Origin of the sequence: Pseudoalteromonas rubra, assembly GCF_004212645.1 — a bacterium.
In the GTDB taxonomy this organism is placed as follows: domain Bacteria; phylum Pseudomonadota; class Gammaproteobacteria; order Enterobacterales; family Alteromonadaceae; genus Pseudoalteromonas; species Pseudoalteromonas rubra_G.
On sequence record NZ_PPUZ01000001.1, the window covers coordinates 98,984 to 120,869 of the forward strand.

The 21,886-nt window shown below is 49.4% G+C and carries 25 protein-coding genes; 8 read left to right on the forward strand and 17 right to left on the reverse strand.

Going from position 1 to position 21,886, the window contains the following annotated elements:
* Positions 1-103 precede the first annotated feature (103 nt).
* Entirely contained in the window at positions 104-334 is a 231-nt protein-coding gene (locus tag C3B51_RS00335; RefSeq protein ID WP_130243789.1) for a DUF6429 family protein, read from the forward strand.
* Positions 335-543: 209 nt separating this feature from the next.
* Positions 544-1,008 carry a hypothetical protein gene (locus C3B51_RS00340; protein WP_130243790.1) on the forward strand — a complete coding sequence of 155 codons (465 nt, stop codon included), beginning with the start codon at positions 544-546 and terminating at the stop codon, positions 1,006-1,008.
* Positions 1,009-1,096: 88 nt separating this feature from the next.
* On the opposite strand, the gene C3B51_RS00345 is transcribed toward C3B51_RS00340, so the two are convergent.
* Both C3B51_RS00345 and C3B51_RS00350 read right to left on the reverse strand, forming a co-directional pair.
* A complete protein-coding gene (locus C3B51_RS00345; protein WP_130243791.1) occupies positions 1,097-1,504 on the reverse strand; it encodes a VOC family protein in 408 nt (135 codons plus the stop codon).
* A 72-nt stretch (positions 1,505-1,576) separates the two neighbouring features.
* On the reverse strand, positions 1,577-1,987 hold the full coding sequence (locus tag C3B51_RS00350) for an AraC family transcriptional regulator (protein ID WP_046006514.1): 411 nt from the start codon (positions 1,985-1,987) through the stop codon (positions 1,577-1,579).
* Between the two features lie 326 nt (positions 1,988-2,313).
* Between C3B51_RS00350 and C3B51_RS00355 the strand changes: the two genes are divergently transcribed.
* The 4 genes from C3B51_RS00355 to C3B51_RS00370 all read left to right on the forward strand — a co-directional run bounded on the left by C3B51_RS00355 (position 2,314) and on the right by C3B51_RS00370 (position 6,194).
* Positions 2,314-2,784, forward strand: a complete 471-nt coding sequence (locus C3B51_RS00355) for a GNAT family N-acetyltransferase (RefSeq protein WP_130243792.1) — start codon at positions 2,314-2,316, stop codon at positions 2,782-2,784.
* Positions 2,785-2,802: 18 nt separating this feature from the next.
* Entirely contained in the window at positions 2,803-3,201 is a 399-nt protein-coding gene (fos, locus tag C3B51_RS00360) for a fosfomycin resistance glutathione transferase (protein WP_130243793.1), read from the forward strand.
* Positions 3,202-3,343: 142 nt separating this feature from the next.
* Positions 3,344-5,377 (forward strand): S9 family peptidase, encoded by a 2,034-nt coding sequence (locus C3B51_RS00365; RefSeq protein WP_130243794.1) that lies wholly within the window; start codon positions 3,344-3,346, stop codon positions 5,375-5,377.
* A 52-nt stretch (positions 5,378-5,429) separates the two neighbouring features.
* Positions 5,430-6,194: an alpha/beta hydrolase gene (locus C3B51_RS00370; RefSeq protein WP_130243795.1), complete on the forward strand. Its 765-nt coding sequence runs from the start codon at positions 5,430-5,432 to the stop codon at positions 6,192-6,194.
* Positions 6,195-6,245: 51 nt separating this feature from the next.
* Here C3B51_RS00370 and C3B51_RS00375 read toward each other — a convergent pair whose 3' ends face one another.
* Together C3B51_RS00375 and C3B51_RS00380 are read right to left on the reverse strand one after the other, a co-directional pair.
* A complete protein-coding gene (locus C3B51_RS00375; protein WP_125720422.1) occupies positions 6,246-6,527 on the reverse strand; it encodes a hypothetical protein in 282 nt (93 codons plus the stop codon).
* A 154-nt stretch (positions 6,528-6,681) separates the two neighbouring features.
* Positions 6,682-7,035: a MerR family transcriptional regulator gene (locus C3B51_RS00380; RefSeq protein WP_130243796.1), complete on the reverse strand. Its 354-nt coding sequence runs from the start codon at positions 7,033-7,035 to the stop codon at positions 6,682-6,684.
* 81 nt (positions 7,036-7,116) lie between these two features.
* Between C3B51_RS00380 and C3B51_RS00385 the strand changes: the two genes are divergently transcribed.
* Complete coding sequence (locus tag C3B51_RS00385) at positions 7,117-7,932, forward strand: aminotransferase class IV family protein (protein ID WP_130243797.1); 816 nt, start codon at positions 7,117-7,119, stop codon at positions 7,930-7,932.
* 48 nt (positions 7,933-7,980) lie between these two features.
* Here the strand turns inward: C3B51_RS00385 and C3B51_RS00390 are convergent, their stop codons facing one another.
* The 7 genes from C3B51_RS00390 to C3B51_RS00420 all read right to left on the reverse strand — a co-directional run bounded on the left by C3B51_RS00390 (position 7,981) and on the right by C3B51_RS00420 (position 13,622).
* On the reverse strand, positions 7,981-8,583 hold the full coding sequence (locus C3B51_RS00390) for a hypothetical protein (protein WP_130243798.1): 603 nt from the start codon (positions 8,581-8,583) through the stop codon (positions 7,981-7,983).
* Positions 8,580-9,068: an RNA polymerase sigma factor gene (locus C3B51_RS00395; protein ID WP_130243799.1), complete on the reverse strand. Its 489-nt coding sequence runs from the start codon at positions 9,066-9,068 to the stop codon at positions 8,580-8,582. The genes C3B51_RS00390 and C3B51_RS00395 overlap by 4 nt, the downstream gene beginning before the upstream one ends.
* 173 nt (positions 9,069-9,241) lie before the next feature.
* Positions 9,242-11,404 carry a S9 family peptidase gene (locus C3B51_RS00400; RefSeq protein ID WP_130243800.1) on the reverse strand — a complete coding sequence of 721 codons (2,163 nt, stop codon included), beginning with the start codon at positions 11,402-11,404 and terminating at the stop codon, positions 9,242-9,244.
* Between the two features lie 201 nt (positions 11,405-11,605).
* On the reverse strand, positions 11,606-11,797 hold the full coding sequence (locus tag C3B51_RS00405; protein ID WP_125720410.1) for a hypothetical protein: 192 nt from the start codon (positions 11,795-11,797) through the stop codon (positions 11,606-11,608).
* A 40-nt stretch (positions 11,798-11,837) separates the two neighbouring features.
* Positions 11,838-12,008, reverse strand: coding sequence for a DUF1328 family protein (locus C3B51_RS00410; RefSeq protein ID WP_125720408.1), 171 nt, complete (start codon positions 12,006-12,008; stop codon positions 11,838-11,840).
* Between the two features lie 70 nt (positions 12,009-12,078).
* Positions 12,079-12,525, reverse strand: coding sequence for a PA2169 family four-helix-bundle protein (locus C3B51_RS00415; RefSeq protein WP_125720406.1), 447 nt, complete (start codon positions 12,523-12,525; stop codon positions 12,079-12,081).
* Positions 12,526-12,677: 152 nt separating this feature from the next.
* Complete coding sequence (locus C3B51_RS00420) at positions 12,678-13,622, reverse strand: mechanosensitive ion channel family protein (RefSeq protein ID WP_130243801.1); 945 nt, start codon at positions 13,620-13,622, stop codon at positions 12,678-12,680.
* Between the two features lie 250 nt (positions 13,623-13,872).
* Here C3B51_RS00420 and C3B51_RS00425 point away from each other — a divergent pair, with 250 nt between their 5' ends.
* Positions 13,873-14,433 (forward strand): BON domain-containing protein, encoded by a 561-nt coding sequence (locus C3B51_RS00425; RefSeq protein ID WP_130243802.1) that lies wholly within the window; start codon positions 13,873-13,875, stop codon positions 14,431-14,433.
* Between the two features lie 50 nt (positions 14,434-14,483).
* Here C3B51_RS00425 and C3B51_RS00430 read toward each other — a convergent pair whose 3' ends face one another.
* Genes C3B51_RS00430 through C3B51_RS00455 form a run of 6 tightly spaced genes read right to left on the reverse strand, consistent with a single transcriptional unit; the run spans position 14,484 to position 21,636 of the window.
* Positions 14,484-16,433 carry a response regulator gene (locus C3B51_RS00430; RefSeq protein ID WP_130243803.1) on the reverse strand — a complete coding sequence of 650 codons (1,950 nt, stop codon included), beginning with the start codon at positions 16,431-16,433 and terminating at the stop codon, positions 14,484-14,486.
* Positions 16,434-16,442: 9 nt separating this feature from the next.
* Complete coding sequence (locus C3B51_RS00435) at positions 16,443-16,889, reverse strand: response regulator (protein WP_125720398.1); 447 nt, start codon at positions 16,887-16,889, stop codon at positions 16,443-16,445.
* Positions 16,861-18,369, reverse strand: coding sequence for a sensor histidine kinase (locus C3B51_RS00440; RefSeq protein WP_130243804.1), 1,509 nt, complete (start codon positions 18,367-18,369; stop codon positions 16,861-16,863). Before C3B51_RS00440 ends, C3B51_RS00435 begins: the two co-directional genes overlap by 29 nt.
* 11 nt (positions 18,370-18,380) lie before the next feature.
* The gene (locus C3B51_RS00445; RefSeq protein ID WP_240701825.1) at positions 18,381-18,626 is read right to left on the reverse strand and encodes a histidine kinase; all 246 of its coding nucleotides are present in this window, start codon (positions 18,624-18,626) and stop codon (positions 18,381-18,383) included.
* On the reverse strand, positions 18,595-19,989 hold the full coding sequence (locus tag C3B51_RS00450; RefSeq protein ID WP_130243805.1) for a sigma-54-dependent transcriptional regulator: 1,395 nt from the start codon (positions 19,987-19,989) through the stop codon (positions 18,595-18,597). The genes C3B51_RS00445 and C3B51_RS00450 overlap by 32 nt, the downstream gene beginning before the upstream one ends.
* Before the next feature lie 15 nt (positions 19,990-20,004).
* Positions 20,005-21,636, reverse strand: a complete 1,632-nt coding sequence (locus tag C3B51_RS00455; RefSeq protein WP_130243806.1) for a diacylglycerol kinase family protein — start codon at positions 21,634-21,636, stop codon at positions 20,005-20,007.
* Positions 21,637-21,886: the final 250 nt, after the last annotated feature.

Consider the following 21,886-nt stretch of genomic DNA (forward strand, 5'->3'; position numbering starts at 1 on the left):
TAATATGAAGATGATGCTTGGTTTTTTTGGGGCTGTCGGTAAAAAGGGTGGGAGTTTTTAGTGACGGCTGTTGATAAGCAACGGGTTACGGATGGAGGTTTCAATGAACATAGATGAGCATAAAATTGATGACGCGGCGCTGGCGATACTGTCTTTGACACTGAACGAAGATGGCCGTGCCTGGAAGCAAATTGACTGGGTAGTGATGAGCAGGCTTTACGAAAAAGGCTTAATCCACGACCCCAGGGGAAAGCAAAAATCGGTTCAGTTTACAGAGCAAGGCGTGAAGCTTTCACGGCAATTGCTTGAACAGCTTTTTGCTGCAAAGGAATAGCAATAGCTTTGCTAATGGGGTTGTGTCCCAGCTCTGAGGGCCGGGAGCCTAACTACACATGCAAGCCTCAGAGTTGGCTGCAACCTCGTTAAGGCCGCTTTCAGCCAGGCTGTGCAATGATTAAAGCGTTTTGAACCTACTATTCATGCGAGAAACTTATGTTTAGCGCTGAATAATGACCGTCATTGTCGAGGTATTGGAATCGTATTATGAGCCTATCTAAGCAAGTTGTAACAGAGCATCTCAAACGGTCTTTTTCACTGGTATTTGCGTTAATTTTTTTATTACTCGCACTCGCTATCGTTGTGTCTTTGATCAGTAATATCTATGCCTCCTTCCTGGCAGGTGAAGAAGTGATGCAGATTTTCCTTAACTCAATTAATACCGGCATTATTGGTTTGGCGGTGTTTGAGCTGGCAATCATTATCAATGCTGAATACGCAGAAGTGCGAGAAACCAGCTCCGAAGAAGTGTCGGGCATTCAGCGCGCACTGCCAAAGTTTGTTGGTATGGTGTGTGTAGCGCTTTCGCTGGAAGGGTTGATCATGGTGATTAAATACAGTCAGCTTGAGCTGGCAGGCAATCTATATTACCCGGTGGCAATTATTACTAGTACCGCCATGTTATTGGCAGCCCTGGGTTTGTTTATCTATCTCACCAAAAAATCGTCCTAGTTGGGTACTTTGAAATTGCGCCTTCAGCAATTAGTCACTAGCCGATGGGCTGCGAACAGCGGCCCATCGGCTAATTACAGTCGTTCATTTATCGCTGGACTAGGCTGAACCAGTTCCCTGAGTTGTCTACACCCATTGCTTCAATGCCGTATAGCTGCTCTGTGGGCGGTTGCATAAATTCCACGCCTTTGGCGACAAGTGCGTCGTACGTTTGCTGGCAATTTTCCGTTTCGAACACGCCCGCGCCAAATGCGCCTTCTTTGACCAGGCTACGGATTTTATCCGCTGCGTCTTTGCTGAACATGGGGCCCTCTTTAGGCTCGGCCAGGACCAGCTGAAGCTGAGAGTTTGATTTCGGATAAACCGTCAGCCATCGAAAACCGCCTTCTACTTGCATGTCATCACCAACTTCGAATCCGAGCTTATTTTTATAAAAATCAAGTGCTTCGTCCTGGTTGAGGACATAGATTGTTGCATGTGCTATGGATGTGATCATGGTTATATTCCCTATTGTGAGTTCGCTTTTATTGTACAGATAAAATCCAGCGAGGGTTTCTCCAATATTGCGCTATTTGCCTAAAAAGTGAAAAGCGTAACAGGCAGGAATGGCCCGCGCGGGAAAGCAAAATGGCTCAGCCGACAAAGCCCACAGCTTGCGCCGATACAAAGTTGGCGCCATACCCGTTTGTTTTAAAAACAACGAAGAAAAGCTGCCCAGACTGGTGTAACCCACATGCTCGCACACCTCTGAAATACTATAATTCTCTGTGATCAGCATTTTCTTTGCCTGCTCAACTCTGAGCCGGATCAAAAATTCGTTGGGCGTTTCACCGTAAGTATGCTTGAAAACACGTAAAAAATGGTAGGGCGAGAGATATGCCTGCTGTGCCATATCAGCCAGGCTAAGTGGCGTTTGAAAATTGTCAGCAATGTAATCCCTGCCAGCTTTCAGCCTGGTTAATTTGTAGCTTGTAGCCATAACGATTGACTCGCGGTCCTGTTAAAAAATGCAGCGAGATTAATCTGAGCCCGGACTGCATGCTAAAAGCGATCCGTGCTCACCACTGCTTGCGATAAGAAATAATAAACTAGCACCGCTAAAGCCTTTGCTCAAGGGAGAGTTAGCTGAGTTACGTTTTCCAGTTTACGTGAGTTAGTTCGTGTATTCCTGTGCTGTTTGGGGTCAAACCAGAGGACATACTGACAGGGCTGTCTTTTAATTGCATACATACTTGCACACGTACCAATATTGAGACATTAATATTGAGGTATTAGTGCCTATCAATCATACAAGGAATGACGCCATTGAAATTTTGTTTTCTCGCCGAGCGACCCGAGCTTAAGCCGCTGGTCGCAAAATGGTATTTTGAACAGTGGGGCGCTATCGTGCCCGAAGCCTCTTTGTCTTCATTTGAAGACAAGCTCACCGAGTATCTGCAAACGGATGCTATCCCGTTAATCGTGCTGCTGATGCAAGATAATGCGCCCATTGGCACGGCTCAGTTACGTTTTCATGAAATGACCATCTACCCGGATAAAACCTACTGGCTGGGCGGGGTTTATGTTGCAACCCATGCGAGAGGAAACAAAGTTGCATCGGCACTGGTACAAAAAGTCGAGCAGCTGGCTATCTCTTTTGGCGTTCGGGAATTGCATTTGCAAACCGAGCAGCAAGATGGTGGTTTGTACGCTCGCCTGGGCTGGCAGGCCCAGGAGCGAGTGAATTATCGAGGTGTAAATGTGGTTGTGATGTGCAAGCGTTTACCACATTCGTAAAGATTTTGGGGGGAGAACATGATCACAGGATTAAACCATATCACTATAGCAGTCAGTGATTTACAGCAATCAATACACTTTTATATGGATGTATTGGGCTTTACCGGTCACGTCAAATGGGAGACGGGGGCGTACTTATCAGTCGGTGAGTTGTGGTTTTGTCTGTCGTGCGATACCCCAAGTGCCAAAACGGACTATACGCACATTGCTTTTACGGTATCTGATGCGGACTTTTCCGGCTATTGCCAGAAGGTGCTGGCTGGCGGCACAAAACAGTGGAAGCAAAATTCCAGTGAAGGTAGCTCTTTGTATATTCTGGACCCGGACGGACACAAATTGGAATTGCATGCGGGCAATCTGACCAGCCGTTTGGATGCGCTTAAAGTTCGGCCTTATAAACAGCTGGAGTGGCTTTAACTGATTGTCTGAAAGCCCATTAACAGTGTGACCTTATAACACATCGGGTTTTTATCTGCTTTTATCGCGTATCAAGTGACATCTGTGGCGCACTGCATAACTATGTGGCTCTTATTAAAAAGACAACAATAGGAGGCTGTCCATGCCTTTTGGACTCAAACGTACTTTGCAATGCTCCTTGCTGGCGTTTGCAACACTACCCGTATTGGCGCAGGCAAGTGCCGGGCTACAGGCTGAAGATATTTTTGAGCTGGAGTATGCAAGCGATCCACAGATTTCGCCCAATGGTGAGCAAGTGGTGTACGTGCGTAACAGCAACGATGTAATGAAAGACGCCAAAAGACAAAACCTGTGGCTGGTGGATGCTAAAACCGGCGTACAGTCTCCGTTGTTCTCAGACGAAAACCGTTATCATCAGCCGCGCTGGTCACCCGATGGCAGTAAAATTGCTTTTCTGAGCGATGTTTCTGGCAGCACTCAGGTGCATGTGCATTATATTGCGCAAAACCGCACGGCTTTGCTGACCCAGTTACAGTCTGGGATAGGTGACCTGACCTGGTCGCCAGATGGTAAATGGCTGGCATTTAGCCAGAAAGTAGAAGAAAAACCGGCAGTGATTGCCAAAATGCCCGCTAAGCCCAAAGGCGCGCAGTGGTCAGCGTCGGCCATTGTGATTGATAAAGCTTACTACCAGGCGGACGGGCGAGGTCTGGTCAAGCCAGGGTATCGGCAGATTTTTGTGTTGCCAAGTGAAGGCGGCACGCCTCGTCAGCTGACTTCAGGTAACTACCATCACAGTGGTAAACTGGCCTGGCGCAGCGACTCTAAAGGCATAGTGTTCTCGGCTAACCGCATTGCAGACTGGGAATACAAACGCTTAGAAGGCGATCTGTTTGAGGTTGATTTTGCAGGTAAGATCACGCAATTGACCAATGCACCGGGTCGCGAGCACTCTCCGAGCTTTTCAGAAAATGGCAAGCAGCTGGCGTTTTTGAGCTCATCGGGCGAGCTAAACCCGTATCGCAATCACAAACTGAACATTATGAACTGGCAAAGCAAGCAATCTCGCATGATTGCGAAAGACTTTGACCGTTCAATCCAAAACCCAAGCTGGATAGGCAGCGCTAAGCTGGCCATAGCCTACGATGACCACGGTATGCGCAAGCTGGCCACCATTACCACCAAAGGTAAAATCAAAGATCTCACCGATACGCTGTCGGGCACCACGCTGGGCCGCCCCTATCTGAGCGGTCAGTTCAGTGCTAACTTTGATGGTGAAATTGCCTTTACCAAAGGCTCCAGCTCGCGTCCTGCGGATGTGGCAGTGACAACCGGTAAAGGTAAAGTGAAGTCGCTGACTGCGCTGAACGAAGACTTACTGGCGCACAAAACACTGGGTAAAGTGCACGAGATCACTTACAAGTCATCGTTCGATGGTGAACCCATTCAGGGCTGGTACATTACGCCGCCGGATTTTGAACCGAGTAAAAAGTACCCGCTATTGATGGAGATCCACGGTGGTCCACACCTGGCCTATGGTCCCCACTTCTCGGCTGAGTTACAGCGCTATGCGGCGCAGGGTTACGTGGTGTTTTACGATAACCATCGTGGTAGTAGCTCATATGGTGAGCGCTTTGCCATGTTGCTCAAATACAAGTACAGCTCAAAAGAAGACTTTGCCGATCACAACTCGGGCGTAGACGCCATGATCGCGAAGGGCTTTATCGATCAGAATAACCTGTTTATCGCCGGTGGCTCCGCAGGTGGTATTGCCACGGCCTATGCCATTGGCCTGACCGACCGCTTTAACGCCGCAGTAGTGGTTAAGCCGGTGATCAACTGGTTAAGTAAAGTACTGACGGCCGACAGTGGCCTGGTGCAGATCCCTACTCAGTTCCCGGGGATGCCATGGGAGCATGTTGACCATTACTGGGAGCGCTCGCCGCTGTCTTTGGTTGGTAATGTCACTACGCCGACTATGCTGATGACGGGCGAGGAAGACTTGCGTACCCCAATGGCTGAAACAGAGCAGTTTTATCAGGCATTAAAACACCGTAAAATTGACTCCGTGCTGGTGAAAATTCCGGGTGCACCCCATGGCATTGCCGGGCGTCCTTCGCGGATGATTAGTAAAATAGAGCACACGCTAGCGTGGTTCGAAAAATATAAGAAATAACGGAAAAGCCGCGCAATGCGGCTTTTTTTAACGATGTAGTTCAGGAGTTTTAATGAAGTTTTTAAAAGGATTTGGTCTGGTAGCTGCCTGCTGGCTGAGTACCGCCGTGGCCGACGTTCAACCGGTCAGCGTTTACGATAAAGCCCGTGACAGAGCCATTCCGGTTGAGATCACTTACCCCGAATCTCACGCACAATGCAGTGAAAAAGCCCCTTGTCCGGTGGCGTTTCTCGGCGCGGGCTACGGTATGTCGCATACTGATTACACCTTCTTAGCCAAAGTGCTGAACAAGCATGGGTATCTGGTGGTCGCAATCGGGCATGAGTTGCCGGGCGATCCGCCGCTTTCTGTCTCTGGCAATTTGTTTGAAACGCGCAGCGAAAACTGGCAGCGTGGTGCAAAAACACTGGCGTTTTTACACGATGAATTACAAAGCACTATGACCGGGTACGATTTTAATCATTTAACTCTGGTTGGCCATTCTAATGGCGGTGATATTTCTGCCTGGCTGGGCAATGAAGGCAAGCCTTATGTGAAACAGATCATTACGTTAGACCACCGCCGTGTGCCATTACCAAAAACCAAAGAGATTAAAGTACTGTCGATACGCGCCAGCGATTTTGCGGCAGATCCAGGCGTGTTACCCAGCGAGGCAGAGCAAGCCGAGTTTGGTAGCTGTGTGGTGACCATTCCCAAAGCGCGGCATAATGATATCGCCGATTTTGGTCCGGGCTGGTTAAAGGATAAGATCGCGCAACTGATGAAGCTGCATTTTGCCGGAAAACCGTGCGATGCAATAAAGAGCGCGTGGACCTGAGCGGTAGCCCGAGCACGAGGAAGCCTCTGAGATCCCAGAGGCTCCTTAAACTTAGAATACCCGGCAGATAGCTATAATGTCATTGCTGAACATGTCGGTAACAGGGTAGTAGCCGTTGGCTCTGCCCCAGTTTGCGGCGCGCTCGGTAATGGCACCAATATGCAGGGCGTAGTCAATATACGGCCCAATTCGGACTGGCGGTCTTATGCTCTCACATCGACTTTTATCCCCATATAATGCCTGATGTTTGTATTGGGGCAGATCCATAGCTGCCAGCGATTTGAACGGGATCATCCATAAAGCGCCGAGTAGCAGTGCTGACTTTAGTTTCATAAAAGTGTCCTTTTTAGTTTGGTTAATGAATGGTTTCTTTTATGTTACCACTGCTGTTCAATAATTAAACAGAAGATGTGGTGATTAATACTAATATCTTAGCTTTTCGTGCTTCAGGTGAGGTAAGCGAGTGTCAGGCGCAGACGTTATTCATTCAGTCGCGCTCAATTTCTGCTAAAAACCGACTGAGTATCGCTTTACTCTCGGCCAGCCGCGCCGTTTGTTCATCAACCGCTTTTATTTCGCGATGCAACAGGGTTCGAAGCTCGTCACAGGGCTCAAAAATTGGTCTGTCACCACGAATACAGGGGAGAAACTGTAAAATAGTATTGAGCGTCATGCCCGCAGCACTTAGTAACTGAATACGCGTCAGCGTTTGCACATCGTTTGGTGTGTAATTGCGATAGCCCGACTGGGTCCGCATGGGGTGAAGCAGCCCTTGCTCTTCGTAATACCGCAGCATGCGAATGCTGATCCCCGTTTGTTTTGATAATTCACCAATTTTCATTTTGCTCCCTTGACTCTCACAGTACTGTTAGGGTTTATAGTACTGGCTTCCATTAATGCATTCAAACTGGGAGTTAATTGTATGAATGAACACACCTTTACACCACAAACTGTGATTAACGGCGCGCTGCTTCAGAGTTCACCGTTGAGCCCCCTGGCCTTTGCCGGCTTTGCACACTTTACCGCTATGCAGGTACGTGATGGCAGGGTTAAGGGCATGGACTTGCACCTGGACAGGTTGCGTACCGCGTCGGTGGCGTTGTTTGGGCAAGCGCGGCCTGACGCGGATATCCTGGCTTCAGTTCGCACTGCCACGGCAGCATCGGACAAAGACGCGTCTTTGACCGTGACTATGTATTCTGCCCATGGAGAGTTCACCACTGCCAGTATGAATGGCCAGCCTGAAATAATGGTGCGCACTGGCGCACCTGCAAATGGACCAACCGGACCGCTTAAACTGCTGGCCACCGAGTATAGTCGGCCATTGCCAGACATTAAGCATGTTGGCGAAATCAGCAAAACTTACTATCTCCACAGGGCGGTCGAGCAGGGCTATGATGATGCGGTATTCATAGATAAAGCTGGTTGCCTGAGTGAAGGGACCATCTGGAATCTGGCCTTCTGGGATGGTGAAGCGGTGATTTGGCCGCAGGCGCCTAAACTACAAGGCACCATGATGAGTATGCTACAGCGGCAACTACGTATACTCAATATCGAGCAGCGCACCGAGCCTGTGACATTGGCGAGCTTGCCATCGCTGCGTGGGGCTGTGGTGATGAACTCCTGGACACCGGGTGTGGCGGTGGCTGAAATTTCGGGGCACAGGCTTAGCGAGTCTGAATCTTTGCGCACGCTGCTTCAGCGGGCCTATGAGGCAGAACCTGCGCAGGCGATCTAGTGCGCTGAGCCCCGGTAAACCTGCCGGGGCTCAATTGTAGTAATGGGCTTATTCACCGTTCAGTTCGTTAAGCTGTTGCTCAACGCGAGCAAGTAAAGGGCCAAACCTTTTTTCGGCAGCGCGTTTATTCCAAAAGTAGATCCCCACCATGCCAAGCAGTACCAGCAGGTAATACACTTGCATATGGCTCTCGAGTCGAATTACCCCTTCGTCATCCATATTGGCACCCAGCGTGATCAACATGACACTGACAAAAACCGGCGCAATATACCACCACACAATAGTTTCCAGTAGCTGCTTTTGCTGAGCGAGCCTTTGTTGCTCCTGGTGTAAATACGCACGGAGACTGTCATTTTTGGTGGGGGTCAGACGTCGGGCTTTAAGCAGTTTATACGGAATATACAAGCTGGTGAGCGTTGCCAGCACACATCCCAAAGATTGCATCCAGTTAACACTGATAGACAGGCCATACAGCCAGACGGGAATAAGCAGCAATGAAATGGAGATCTCCATAAAATCGCGCACTTTAATGTCGCGCTGATATTTTTTGGTTTTGGCTTTCAGTTCGTCGACCTGCAACGTCAGTTTTGCCTCTGAGCTGCTCGATTGAATTTGTTGCTCGAAATTTTGCTTTAGATCATCCAGTTTCATGACTCATCTCCTACAAAGTTTTGCTCAAACTCACGCTTAATGCGTTTAATTCGCGAGCGTACTGCGTTATCGCTTATTCCCAGAACCTCTGCAATATCCTCCGATTTGAGCCCGTCCAGATACATGATGAGCACGCCCGCATCAATATCGCCCAGTTGATCCATAAACTGCGTCAGAATATCGGCCTGGCAGCCTGTGTGCTCAGCTTCTGATTGCTGCGCAACCTGATTTGATATGTTGTGGTGGAGGTCGTTGCGCTTTATCCTGCTTTTGACAAATGAATTGGCGGTGTTGAGCGCCACTTTATACACCCAGGTGCCGATTGATGCCTGCCCCGAAAAGCTTTCATAGCTGCGCCACAATTGCAGCAGGATCTCCTGATACATATCATCGCGCTCGCCGGGGCCGCCATAGCGTGAAGCGATATACCGTATTCGCCCGTCGTTCTCTGCGAGCATCTGTTCGAATGAAGGTTGCGTATTCACTTTGTCCCTGCTTTTTGTTGTTGGTGTTATTAGATTAGTCGTGCCGAGGACCTGAATGTGTCACAGCCTGTCAAAAAAAGTGCAGCGAATTAAAGAGGAGGAGCGGCATGCCATAACCTCAGAGATGGGATATGGCATGCATCCCCGGTTGAACAGCCGGGGAAATGAGCGTGTTACAGTTTGCCTTCAGCCAGGCCAATGATAAAGCCATAGCTCAGCGCAATATCATTGATACGCTTAAAGCGACCCGATGCACCGCCGTGCCCGGCTTCCATATCGGTTTTTAACAGCAAGGTGTTGTCGTCTGTTTTATACTCGCGCAGCTTGGCTACCCACTTGGCTGGCTCAAAGTATTGTACCTGAGAGTCATGCAGACCTGTGGTGACCAGCATGTTGGGGTAGTTTTGTGCGCTCACCTGATCGTATGGAGAGTATGAGCGCATATAGTCAAAATAGACCTTGTCATTCGGGTTGCCCCACTCGTCGTATTCGTTGGTGGTCAGTGGCAGTGAATCGTCCAGCATGGTGTTGATCACATCGACAAATGGCACCGCAGAGTGCACGCCGTGATACAGCTCAGGCGCCTGGTTGATCACCGCGCCCATCAACAGGCCACCGGCGCTGCCGCCACGGGCATACAGACGCTCAGAGTCGCCATAACCCGACTTAACCAGTGCCTTAGTGACGTCAATAAAGTCATTAAAGGTGTTCTTTTTATTCAGCTTTTTACCGTCCTCATACCAAGGTCTGCCCAGTGCCTGCGAGCCACGAATATGTGCAATGGCATACACAAAACCACGGTCCAGCAAGCTCAGGGTGCTGACACGGAAATAAGGATCACGGGTTGAGCCGTAAGAGCCATAACCGTATTGTAACAGCGGGTTAGTGCCGTCCTTTTTGAACATCGACTTTTTGTAGACCAGCGTCACGGGTACCTTAACCCCATCTCTGGCTTCAATAAACAGGCGCTCAGAGGCATAGTCATCGGCGTTGAAGTCGCCGAGCACTTTAGTTTGTTTACGCTGCGTTTTTGCCAGCGTATTCAGGTCAATATCATAAATCGTATTGGGCGTGGTCATACTCTGATAGCTGACCCGAACAAACTGACTGTCCAGCTCATGATTACCGGTCATCGAGGCCATGTAGGCAGGGTCGTTAAAGGTCAGTGTTTGGTGTTTCTGGGTTTTCAGATTCAACACATTCAGTGTGCCTATGCCTTCAACGCGAGACTGATACACCAGGTGATCATTAAACAGCTCCACTTCTTCGAGCTTCGCGTCTGGGTTATGTGCAATGATGGTTTTCCACTTACCTTTGTCCGCCACGTCATTCTTGTGGGCTTTCATAAGCTTAAAGTTGACGGCGTTGTCGTTGGTGTAAATGAAATAGAAGTCGCCCTGCTTAAGCAGGCTGTACTCGTGGCCTTTGGTACGTGGCAGCAGACGTTGCGGCTTGGCTTTAGGGTTATTGGCATCGAGGATAGAAAGTCCTTTGGATTCGGTCGCATGGTGGACGATATGGACTTCGCTGCCGTCTTTGCTTTTGGCCAGATAAGTGTAGTACGTATTGTCTTTTTCTTCGTAAACCAGTTCATCCTGCGACTGGTCCTGACCTAATACGTGCCGATAGACCTGGTAACCGAGCAAAGTAACCGGGTCTTTTTTGATGTAGTAAATGCTGCGATTGTCATTGCCCCATTCGATGCTATCTGCAGCGCCTTCAAGCTTGTCTGTGTAGATTTCACCGGTTTCCAGGTTTTTCACGCTGACCGTATAGATACGGCGACTGAGTGTATCTTCGGCAAACGCAATTAGTTTACCATCCGGGCTCACACTCAGCGCACCCAGGCCGTAATATGACTGACCTTCGGCGCGTTCATTGGCATTAAAAATCTCTGCGGCGTCACTGCCATCGGCGTGTTTGCTGCGATAGTAAGTACGGTACTCCTGATCGCCCTTTACTTCGCTGAAGTAATAATAGTCACCGCGTTGGTACGGCACGCTGCGATCGTCTTTGGCGATTTTATTCTTTATTTCTTCAAACAGGGTTGTGCGCAGCGTATCAATCGGCGCCAGTTTCGCGTCGGCGTAGCGGTTTTCCTGCTCCAGGTGAGATATAACCTGAGCGGAGCTGCGCGTGTCATCACGCAGCCAGTGATAATTGTCGACCAGTTTGTAGCCATGGATCTCGGTTACATGAGGTATTTTTTGTGCTACGGGTGGCTGAACCTGTTGCTGAACAGTCTGCGTGTCTGTGTTTTGAGTCGGTGTTGTCTGGCTGCATGCGCTGGCCAGTAAGACGGCTCCTGCGAGAGCGCTTAGTTTTATTGTTCTCATGTCTGTCCTTTTTGACATTCGGGAGCGGCCCGTTGATGGGTAAAGCGAGCGGGGCCCAAAATGTGTTTAACTTAATTGTTGTCGGATTGTAATCACATCCGAAACAAAAGTACAAAAAGGCTGAGACAAGCGGTGTGGTTTAGCGGGTAGTTGTAAGAGGAATGAAGGGGCCAGCTCGGTTTTGAGCTGGCATGCCCTCTGTTAGCAGTTTTCGTTTTCTGCATTCAGGTTTTCTTTGGCTTTTTCGCACAGATCTTCAGCCTTGTTTTGTACATCTGTGATGGCTTCATCTACGCGCTCGCCTGCATTTTCTGCCGGGCCGTCAGAACAACCAGCCAGACCTAAAATGGTGATAAATAACGTGGCTTGTAGTGCAGTAATCATGTGGTTCATAATGTGCTCCTTAATAAAGTCAATGAGGTTACTTGTGGTGCTAAGCGTTTGGCTTTCTAATCACAGGCAGCACAAACGACAGCAAAACCAGGGCGATAAACACAAAGAACAGTATCTTCGCTATGCCTGCTGCGGCACCCGCGATGCCCCCAAAGCCTAAGATGGCACTGATCAGTGCAAGTACTAAAAATCCAAGTGACCAACGTAACATGTGAACCTCCTGTCGGTGTTTAATTAAGCAGGGCAACAGCCCTGCTAAGTCTGCGATGTGACCTGTACAACTAGGCGGTCAATTCCTGAAGTGCTTTCATTTCATCATGGCAAGCCTGCATGCGCACCTGAACTTGTCTTAAGTCCTGAACACACTGAGGCGGCAATTGTTGCTCTAACGCATCGGCCACTTTTTCCAGTACCTTGTCTTCCACTTCTTCCAGCTGAGCAATGTAGGTGTGTGTTTTGTCAGTACTCAATACACCCAGCACCTTAGTGTAATGCTCACGCAGCGTAACCAGCATGTCAGAGTCAGTTTCGCGCTCGCCTTCATCAATCAGCGCGTAGGTTTGCAACTTCGAGATAGCCTGAACCTTTTCAGTGATCATGGTGTTGAAAATGGCACTGATGCGCTCATCGTCTACTTTGTCTTTGGCGTCTTTGTAAAACTCCACGCCACCATTGAGCACCTTGACTAATTCCTTCAAAGGTTCCATATCGTAGTTCGAATGTGTCATCGTTTAACTCCTTACTTGATTGCTTAAGTTTGTTTGTTGCTTAAACTAATGCATTGCCCGTACCAGCTTTAAAGTTGTTTAATATCAGTGGTTTATGGTTTTAAGATTAAACGGGCGATGCAAGCTTTACCCTGTGTCTGTAACTTTTACGTTTAACTACTCTGTACTTCTTTCTCACCTTGCTGTTTGTTTGCACGCTGGCGCATATTGATTTGCATGTCCTCCAGATTAGCACCGCCTTTGGCATTAAAATCCAGCGTACGAATAGGAAAGGGAATAAGAATGTCGTTTTCTTCCAGGGTTCTGTGGATTGCAATAATGGCTTTGTGGCGCATCTGCATAAAGCCAATCTCACCCGGATAGTCAATCCAGAACCACACCAGCAGATTGACAGAGCTGTCGCCAAACCCGCAGGCATAGACATCGGTTTCGTGTTGTTTTATCACGCCATCCAGCTTGTTTATGGCTTCCACTATCACAGATTCGGCCTGCTCAATGTCATCGGCATAAGAGATCCCTACTTCTATTTCTATCCGTCGGGTGGCCAGGCGGGAGTAGTTAATCAATTCATTTTTAAACAGGATTTTGTTGGGCACTATGGCCAGCTGACCATAAAAGTTCTCAATTAAAGTATTGCGCAGGTTAATTCGGCGGACGGTGCCGAAGGTGTCGCCAGCTTCTACCACATCGCCAACCCGAAAAGGTTTGCGAATGCCCATCACAACACCGGCTATCATGTTTTCGGTCATATCCTGAAAGGCAAAACCGATTGCCAGGCCGATGATGCCGGCACCGGCAAGTAGTGACGCGACCGCTTTTGACAGCCCCATAATATCCAGGGCAAAGAAAAACCCGATCGCAACCAGGATCACACGACAGATCCCCGCAATCAGCCCGGCTATCTGATTGGACTCAAACAAGCGTTTAAGCAAGGTCAGCAGCCAGCGAGCAAGGAATTTAGAGAGGATCACAAACACAATAAAAATGAGTGTTGCTATGACCAGGTTGGGCAAATTCTTGATCGTCAATTCGGCCCAGTGGACGAGCTTTTCATTGATCAGCGACCAGAAGTCTTGTGGGGTAAGTGTAAATGACATAACGCCTCCTTATTTGTATCTGGTGATAGCAGCAGGGAGCGTGCCACTGAACGTTGTCTTTAATTTCAATGAGTTAGTAAAAATCGCGCTGATCTGTGTAGAAATTGCCAGTAAATAGTTCCATGCCGGTATGTAAAAGATACAGGCAAAAGGCTGGAGGAATTACCTAACTGTATGATTTTAAATGGTTAAGGAGATTGGCATGTAAGCTGCACCTGTGAAAGTGAACTCATCCACAAGGAGAATGATTATGAAACGCACAATTTTAACACTTGCTTTTGCTACGGCTTTTTCAACTACTGCGGTTAATGCTGCTGACAATCAGTGGGAAAAAGAGGCGAGCGACGCCTGGATAGACGGTAAAGCCGAAGCTACTTTACTGTTCAACGGCAACCTGAATTCGTTCGATATTAACACAGACGTAAAAAACGGTGTGGTGATCCTCACAGGTAAAGTTGACCACAGTGTTGATAAAAAACTGGCAACTGAGCTGGTGATTGGTATTGATGGTGTAAAAGAAGTAGACAACCGCCTGACTGTGGTACCAGAGAAAAAAGATAAAGACGACAAAGGCGATGTTGAGTCTGACTTTGTTGATGCCAAAATCGCGACAGTGATCAAAACACGTCTGCTGTTTGATACCGACATCAGCGGCACCGACATCGACGTTGATGTCGACAATCAAACCGTGACGCTTACCGGTGAAGTCGAGTCAGACGCCGAGAAGCAGTTGGTGGTAAATATTGCAGCCAATGCAGACGATGTAAAACGCGTTAACAACAAGCTGACCGTTGTTGATAAACGTTCTTAAAGCAACACAGATTACTCCCTGGACTTTTAGGCACGCACAGCGTGCCTTTGTTATGCGTTTTGCACAATGGCGGCCAGGTCGGGAAGCGAAACGGGTTTAAGTAACACCTGGCTGACCGGGTAAGAGAGCAGGGCGTCCGGGTCGGGCTCACTGCCGCTGACCACCACCAGTTTAGCCGGGCTTTGGCGCTTATGAACCGCTGCAACCAGTGCCAGCCCGGAGCCATCGGGTAAATTCAGATCCAGCATTATCACATCAAAATCAGCGTGTTTGTCCAGCTCGCTCAGGCCCTCAGCGCAGCTACCCGCAGCAACGACCTCACATTTCAGAGACTCCAGCAGCAGCTTCATTAAGTTGCGCGCATCCGGGTCATCTTCAACCAGTAAAATCCGTTTGCTCTTAGAGTGTGAATCGCCCGGCTGTGCGGTGAGCGTTTCTTGCGCGGGTTGTGCGGATAAATAATTCTGTAAACAGGATTCAAGTTGATTAACGTTAATGGGTTTGGTCAGCGTATCGTTAAAGCCGAGGGCTTTGAGGGTATCCAGGTTGCCCTTTTGGGCCGCGGCCGTCAGTGAGATAATCGGTGTACTAATGCCCTGTGCGCGCAGTTTTACAATGGCGTCTTTGCCGTTTAATACTGGCATGTGTAAATCCATAAACACCAGGTCAAAATCCGCATCAGCCTGAGTGAGTAAATCACACGCAACTTTACCATTTTCCGCATAGCTGACATCAGCACCGGTGGCTGTAATGAGTTGCCCCAGCAACTGGCGAATTTCGGGCAAATCTTCAACGATGAGCACCTTGCCAGATAAGTTCGTTATCTTTGTCGAAGGCCGATTTACAGTGGTAGCGAGCAAGTCTAGCTGGCCAAGCTGGCCGGAACATTGACCCGGCTCAATAGTAAAGCTGAAGGTACTGCCACTGCCCACGCTTGACTCAACCTGTAAACTTCCTCCAAGCAGGCGGATCAGGGCTGAGCTGATGGCCAGTCCAAGGCCCGCGCCTTCCTCTGAGCGTGTGGTACTGTCCTGCACCTGCTCAAAAGGCTTAAAAATGTGCGTCAGTTTATCCTGAGGAATACCAATGCCGGTATCCTCAATTGCAAAACAGAGTTTACCTTCAGCGGCTGGCCGCACCTCAATTGAAACCTGTCCACTTGGTGTGAATTTTATGGCGTTATAAACCAGGTTGATTAGCACCTGTTTAAGGCGTTTTTCGTCAGACTCTATATAAGCGGGTAGGTGCGTGTCGGTGTGAATCGCAAACTGCAGGCCCTTTTTATCCGCCGCCATGGAAAACAGGCTGTGCAGATCGGCAAGTAACGAGGCCAGACAGATCTCACTGGGCTCAACCTGCAGACTGTTGGCGTTGATTTTCGACAAATCCAGTACATCGTTGAGCAGGTTCAGCAAGTGCTGGCTGTTATTGTGAATGATAGACAGCTCAGGTTTGATATTGTCCAGCTCGCTGCGGGTTAGCAACAGATCGGTATAGCCCATGATAGACGTCAGCGGGGTGCGCAGTTCGTGACTCAGGTGCGCCAGAAAACGGTCTTTGGCACGGCTGGTGGCCTGTGCCCGCAGCCGCTCCAGGCGCTCACTTTCAAGCTCCCGGCGGGACAGAGCATAGCGGATCGCGCGGATAAAGCGCGGGCTGCTGATCTCAGATTTAAGCAAGAAATCTTCTGCACCCAAAGCCTGCGCATCGGCGTCCAGCACCTCGTCGGCCTGGCCTGTGAGCATCATAAATGAGGTATTGATGGGCAGCGCTTTGGCAGCTTCAAGAATGGTCAGGCCGGTATGTACGCCAAGCTGATGGTCAAGCAGGCAAAGATCGAACTGATCAGACTCCAGTGCCTGAAGCACTTCGTCGAGTTCACTGAGCCAGGTTACTTCAAACAGATAGTTAGGTATTTGCTGTAAGTAATCCAGTGCCAATATATAGTCGTCTTCGTCGTCCTCTACCAGTAGTAGCTTGACCACCTGCGCATGTTGCATCTGTGCCTCCTAAGGTAATTCGACGATTTCGATCCAGTATTTGCCCAGCTGACGCATCAGCTCCACCAGGCCATCAAAGTTCACGGGTTTGGAGATGTACGAAGCCGCGCCAAGGTCGTACCCTCTGAGTTTGTCTTCTTCTTCTTTTGAGGTGGTGAGGATCACCACGGGGATTGAACGCAGTGTGGGGTCGCTCTTGATTTTTTGCAGCGCCTCACGGCCATCCATGCGCGGCATGTTCAAATCGAGCAGTATGATACTGGGCCGAGGGTGTTTGGTTTTGTCTTCGAACGGCGGTTCATTGTTAAGATATGCCAGCAGCTCAACGCCATCTTGCACAAAGTTCAGGTTGTTCAGCACCCGGCTTTCCTGCAGGGCGTCCTGAGTCAGCAAACGATCGTCTTCATCATCATCTGCCATCAAAATATTAATGCGTCTGGTCGGTAAACTGCTCATTGGCGGTATCCTTTAAGGTGAGAGTGGAAGCAAGGTCGGGCAGCAGGATCCGAAAAGTGGTGCCCTGGCCTTCAATACTGTGTGCGCTGATCTGTCCGCCATGACGCTCGACAATGCGTCGGCATACGGCCAGACCAATTCCAGTGCCCGCATAGGTTGTGCGATTGTGCAGGCGCTGAAATGGAGTAAATATTTTTTCGCTGTATTCGGCGGCAAAGCCAATGCCATTATCGGTCACATCAATTTCCAGCCAGTCGCATTCAATGTCTTCAAGCAACTTATTCGGTGCGGTGGTCTGGCTCATGGTAATGGTGATCTGTGGCGGTACGCCCTCGCGGCGGAATTTCATGGCGTTGGATAACAAATTCAAAAACAGCTGATGGAGCTGACTTGGGTCGCCTTCAATGGTCGGTAAGGGGTCGACCTGAATGCAGGCCTGCGCGTCACTGATTGCGATTTCAAGGTCATCCAGTACCGTATTAATCAGCGGGTTTAGTGCCACGTCTTCAAATTCCTTGCCTTTGGTGGTCACGCGGGAAAGCGCAAGCAGGTCAGTAATTAACACCGACATGCGGGTTGCGGCGTTGTCCATTCTCGACAGATAGTCTTTACCTCTGTCATCCAGTAGTGATTCGTAATTGGCTTTGATGCGATCGGAGAAGGCGCGAATTTTGCGTAGTGGCTCTTGTAAATCGTGTGAGGCGATAAAGGCAAAGTCTTCGAGCTCCCGGTTACTGCGGGTCAGCTCATCGGCGTAAAGCTCCAGTGCCTGAGTGCGCTCTTTGACCTTGTCTTCAAGTTGTTCGTTGTAGCGCTCGAGCTGCTCTTTTGCACGACGAATACTGTGCAGGTGCTTGAGTAAAAATAATAAAAACAAGGCGCTGACCGCAATGCTCAATACCGTAAACCACACCAGGTTGTCCTGGGCGGTTTCTCGCGCTTGTGTCAGCCGCGCCATCAGCAGGTTTCGGATCTCCATTTCTTCACTCATGATAGTGGCATACATAGCACGCAAATCTAGTCCTGTACTTCGCACGTCGTCCAGCATTCTGTGTGGCTCAAGCTGTTCATTGTTACGGGCAAGCGCAACGCTAGCCGATAGTGACTCAAACTTTATCTGGGCATGCTGAATGTAACGTTCAAGGCGTTTTTGCTGCGGCGGGCTTTCCGACTGAATGGTTTGCGCCTGTTGCAGACTGTGTTCAAACTTTTGTAGCGCTATTTTGTATGGCTCAAGGTCACTCTCGCGTTGAGAGATAAGATAGCCGCGTTGACCGGATTCGGCATTCAGAATATCAATGTGCAGCTGATCGACCCTGAGCATGACCTCGCCGGTATTTTGCAAACTACGCTGGATCCGGGCGATTTCATCGGTATTTTTTAATCCCAGCGTGGCCACTAACACGATCCCGATAAGGATCAAGAGTGGGACCAGCCAGATCAGTTTTTGCATGCGGTTTGGTTGAGTGAGTGAGTGCAAGTCAACTCCCACTAGTCTTGTGCCATCAGGGTCTGCAACAGTTCGCTACAGGCCTTGCTGGCTTTAATTATGTCGTCGGCTGATTTCTGAATTTCGGCTTCTGAGCCCGGTTGTTGGCTCAGGATCTTGATAAGCTCCGCATGCATGGAAATATGGTTAAGTGGCTTTCTGGCATCATGGATCAGGGTTGCTAAATCGGGTTTGTCTGTCATTTTTGCCCTCGCTTCACTGGGTGTCTTCAGAAGTTGATTGCTCATAAGCATTCAAGCGGTTGTAGAGTGTTTTGGTGCTGATCCCGAGCATTTTGGCCGCCAGGGTTTTGTTACCATCAACCGAGTTCAGGGTTTGATAAATCAGCTTTTTCTCGACTTCTTCGATGGTTTCTCCGACTTTAACGGGGGCGGACGGGGCTGCCACGCTGGCGGTTTTTGCAGCTGACTCAGCTGGCTGGACTTGTCCTTGGCTCTCCTGTGGGGTTGTAAATGGTGAGCTGACAATCTCGTCTATCGTGAGTGTTGTCGTATCGGGGTCTGCCATAATAAAGGCCCGATGGATGCAATGCTTAAGCTCACGTATGTTGCCCGGCCAGCTGTGTGCGGCCAGTACTGAGTGGGCCTGCTCGCTCAGCTGATAGTGGGTCTTGTATTCCTCATTTAGCTGATGCACAAAGAACTCACTGAGTAGTGGAATATCCTCAGGACGTGCGCGCAGTGGCGGAATTTCAATGGGGAACACCGCCAGGCGAAAATAAATGTCTTCTCGCAGTACGTTTTTATGCGCGATTTCAGCCAGAGTTCGGTTGGTGGCGGATACCACTCTGCAGTTGACGTCGATGGGTTTTGCGCCACCTACCCGGGTAACGGTTTTTGTTTCCAATGCCCGCAGCAGGTTGGGCTGCACTTCTATGGGCATTTCGGTGACTTCATCCAAAAATAAAGTACCATCCTGGGCCAGTTCAAAGACGCCTTGTTTTTGGCTAATTGCGCCGGTAAAAGCGCCTTTTTCATGGCCGAATAATTCGCTGCCGATCAGATCTTTGGCAATGGCACCACAGTTAATCGCAACTTGCTCACCGCTGCACTGGCTGGCGTTATGAATGGCCTGTGCAACCACTTCTTTACCCACGCCGCTTTCTCCCATCAACATCACGTTGGCATTGGTTTTGGCAACCCGCTCTATCATAGTGACCAGCTTTTTCATGGCCGGAGAGTGGCCAATAAGGCAGCCAAAATGACGTTCAAAGGGGTCGGCCTGGCTCGGTTTTGCTGTGGTTTTTCTGTTTAATACGCGCTTAACGTCATCGGCTTCAATGGGTTTGGTCAGGTAGTTAATTTGGTCGTCGCACATGTTGGCCAGCGCGGCTTTAACAGACGGATGGCCGGTGATAAGTGTAATATGCGCTGACAGCTTTTGATTGCGAATATGGTCTATCAGGTGCAGGCCACTGCCATCGGGCAACATAAAATCAAGAAACAGATGATCAAAACGCATATCCGCAAGCCATTGTTTTGCTTCTTCAATACTGCCTGCGGTGTAAACGTCACAGCCAATAAACTCAATGATCCGTGCGGCGATTGTGGTAAATTCCTGGTCATCATCAACCAGTAAAACGGTTTTCATTCAGGTTCCTTGTTATTAATTTTGTGCTGGCTTTGGTGCCATTATCCACAGTGAATTTGGGTTTACCTCTATGTTCAGGTTTTCGGCACTTTTTACTTCACCATCAATACTATACTGTATTTGTTCTGCGTCTGAGTGTAAAGCGACTTGCTGGCAGCGGGTGTGTGAAACGGCGCTTTCCTGAGCAGTTGAACCAGAAATACCATGCGCAATAAGCTGTGCCACACTCAATGCACGCGATGTCGACTCCGGCTCATGACGGATCAGCGTCAGGTCCAGCAAGCCATCCTGATAATCCGGCTCACCCGCGCCCTGGGCCAGCACTGTGGTGACAGGTGCGGCGTTGGCTACTACCAGGCTGGCAATATCTAAGCTTTGCTGTGGTTCGTTATCGACACTGAGTGTTACGCGTTGCTTTTGACCATCAGAGACGGCATTAATAAAACCGCTGATGTAAGCCAGCTGACCACTGCGATTTTTTTCACTGCGGCTGGCATGCTCAATCATTTGGGCTTCAAAGCCAAAGGCGGCAACCAGCAGGCCGGTTTCGCCGTTGCAGCGCATGGTATCTATACGGATGTGGTGCTCGCGCAACAGAGTGTCACAAGCACAATTAATGGGGTCGACCTTACTGCGTACGCCCAGCAGCACGTGCGCCAGTGCATTGGCAGTGCCCAGTGGAATAAACCCCAATTTACACTCGCTGTTAACCAGTGCATGGGCAACGGCAGTCAGTGTGCCATCACCACCACAAGCAACCAGACGTTCGGTGTTTTGGCTCAGTTCGCTTGCCAGTGCCGCAACGTCGGTGTCTTTTTCTGTAAAGTGCAGCTGAGGAGTGTACTGGCGGCATAGCAAGCCAATCACCTGATTATCGTATTGATGCCACTTTCCCGAGCCCGAAACGGGATTAATGATCATCGGCAGGTCTGGACTTGGGGTCTCGTGCACATGCTGCATGAGGGCATTGAGACGGCGGTGCTGATAACGGTTTAAGCGCGCCGTTTGACGTTTGTTGTTGATAAACTGCATGGCATCATCCACAGACAAAGACGGGTCTTTTGCCATCAGGTACGCTGCAACCACAAACACCGAGCGGCCGCGTCCAAGCGCACAGTGGACCACCACTTTTTTGTTGAGTTGGTGCATCACACTGAGCCAGCTTAATGCCTGCCTTAGCTGAGCTTCGCTGGGCGTTTGATGATCTAAAATGGGGATATTCTGATAATACAGGCCCTGCTCTTCGGCAGACCAGTTTAGTCCGTCAAATTCGGCAGTCACATCTAAAATGGCTTCAACCTGTCTGGATTGCAGCATGGGAATGTCGCTGGGGAATAACCGGCAGGCCAGAAACAGATTCTCCTTCACTTCCTGAACGGGTGGCACACTGTCCTGATATCTTTGCCAGGCGTTATAAAGCTGAGCTCCCATAAAATAGGGCATGAGTAATACCTTGATGTAAAACGGCACTTGTCCCGTGGTCCGTTTTCGAAACAGCCCCGGTCTGTCCAGGGCGTAAGCCACATAAACACAGCCAACAGAAGCGCTGAGCCAGATGGCGGGCAACAGAAACATGCTGTCCAGGCTAAGCATGGTTAGTAACAAGGTAAACAGCCATAGAGCAAGATAGTAGTGCGCAGTGCTCATGAATACTCCTTAATTGAGAGACTTATAGACACTATTCAATTTTCATTCCGCTTTGAGGGCCATGAAAACGGGGCATATTCATTTCAATGTAGGTGAGTTTTACAGGGTGTGTAAAATTTACCGGCTCATATTGGCGCATAACAAACTTGCTGCTCTGACATGAGATATGAATGAGTTGGAAGAGGGGCCACAGATAGATTACTTAGCCAGCCAATGAACCACAAATAGGGAGCCTGACAACACTGTCTGT

What these genes read in the sequence shown, in the direction of transcription:
- C3B51_RS00335 (WP_130243789.1), top strand. Translation starts at nt 104, where the DNA reads ATGAACATAGATGAGCATAAAATTGATGACGCGGCGCTGGCGATACTG.
- C3B51_RS00340 (WP_130243790.1), top strand. Translation starts at nt 544, where the DNA reads ATGAGCCTATCTAAGCAAGTTGTAACAGAGCATCTCAAACGGTCTTTT.
- C3B51_RS00345 (WP_130243791.1), bottom strand. Translation starts at nt 1,504, where the DNA reads ATGATCACATCCATAGCACATGCAACAATCTATGTCCTCAACCAGGAC.
- C3B51_RS00350 (WP_046006514.1), bottom strand. Translation starts at nt 1,987, where the DNA reads ATGGCTACAAGCTACAAATTAACCAGGCTGAAAGCTGGCAGGGATTAC.
- fos (WP_130243793.1), top strand. Translation starts at nt 2,803, where the DNA reads ATGATCACAGGATTAAACCATATCACTATAGCAGTCAGTGATTTACAG.
- C3B51_RS00365 (WP_130243794.1), top strand. Translation starts at nt 3,344, where the DNA reads ATGCCTTTTGGACTCAAACGTACTTTGCAATGCTCCTTGCTGGCGTTT.
- C3B51_RS00370 (WP_130243795.1), top strand. Translation starts at nt 5,430, where the DNA reads ATGAAGTTTTTAAAAGGATTTGGTCTGGTAGCTGCCTGCTGGCTGAGT.
- C3B51_RS00375 (WP_125720422.1), bottom strand. Translation starts at nt 6,527, where the DNA reads ATGAAACTAAAGTCAGCACTGCTACTCGGCGCTTTATGGATGATCCCG.
- C3B51_RS00380 (WP_130243796.1), bottom strand. Translation starts at nt 7,035, where the DNA reads ATGAAAATTGGTGAATTATCAAAACAAACGGGGATCAGCATTCGCATG.
- C3B51_RS00385 (WP_130243797.1), top strand. Translation starts at nt 7,117, where the DNA reads ATGAATGAACACACCTTTACACCACAAACTGTGATTAACGGCGCGCTG.
- C3B51_RS00390 (WP_130243798.1), bottom strand. Translation starts at nt 8,583, where the DNA reads ATGAAACTGGATGATCTAAAGCAAAATTTCGAGCAACAAATTCAATCG.
- C3B51_RS00400 (WP_130243800.1), bottom strand. Translation starts at nt 11,404, where the DNA reads ATGAGAACAATAAAACTAAGCGCTCTCGCAGGAGCCGTCTTACTGGCC.
- C3B51_RS00405 (WP_125720410.1), bottom strand. Translation starts at nt 11,797, where the DNA reads ATGAACCACATGATTACTGCACTACAAGCCACGTTATTTATCACCATT.
- C3B51_RS00410 (WP_125720408.1), bottom strand. Translation starts at nt 12,008, where the DNA reads ATGTTACGTTGGTCACTTGGATTTTTAGTACTTGCACTGATCAGTGCC.
- C3B51_RS00415 (WP_125720406.1), bottom strand. Translation starts at nt 12,525, where the DNA reads ATGACACATTCGAACTACGATATGGAACCTTTGAAGGAATTAGTCAAG.
- C3B51_RS00420 (WP_130243801.1), bottom strand. Translation starts at nt 13,622, where the DNA reads ATGTCATTTACACTTACCCCACAAGACTTCTGGTCGCTGATCAATGAA.
- C3B51_RS00425 (WP_130243802.1), top strand. Translation starts at nt 13,873, where the DNA reads ATGAAACGCACAATTTTAACACTTGCTTTTGCTACGGCTTTTTCAACT.
- C3B51_RS00430 (WP_130243803.1), bottom strand. Translation starts at nt 16,433, where the DNA reads ATGCAACATGCGCAGGTGGTCAAGCTACTACTGGTAGAGGACGACGAA.
- C3B51_RS00435 (WP_125720398.1), bottom strand. Translation starts at nt 16,889, where the DNA reads ATGAGCAGTTTACCGACCAGACGCATTAATATTTTGATGGCAGATGAT.
- C3B51_RS00445 (WP_240701825.1), bottom strand. Translation starts at nt 18,626, where the DNA reads ATGAGCAATCAACTTCTGAAGACACCCAGTGAAGCGAGGGCAAAAATG.
- C3B51_RS00450 (WP_130243805.1), bottom strand. Translation starts at nt 19,989, where the DNA reads ATGAAAACCGTTTTACTGGTTGATGATGACCAGGAATTTACCACAATC.
- C3B51_RS00455 (WP_130243806.1), bottom strand. Translation starts at nt 21,636, where the DNA reads ATGAGCACTGCGCACTACTATCTTGCTCTATGGCTGTTTACCTTGTTA.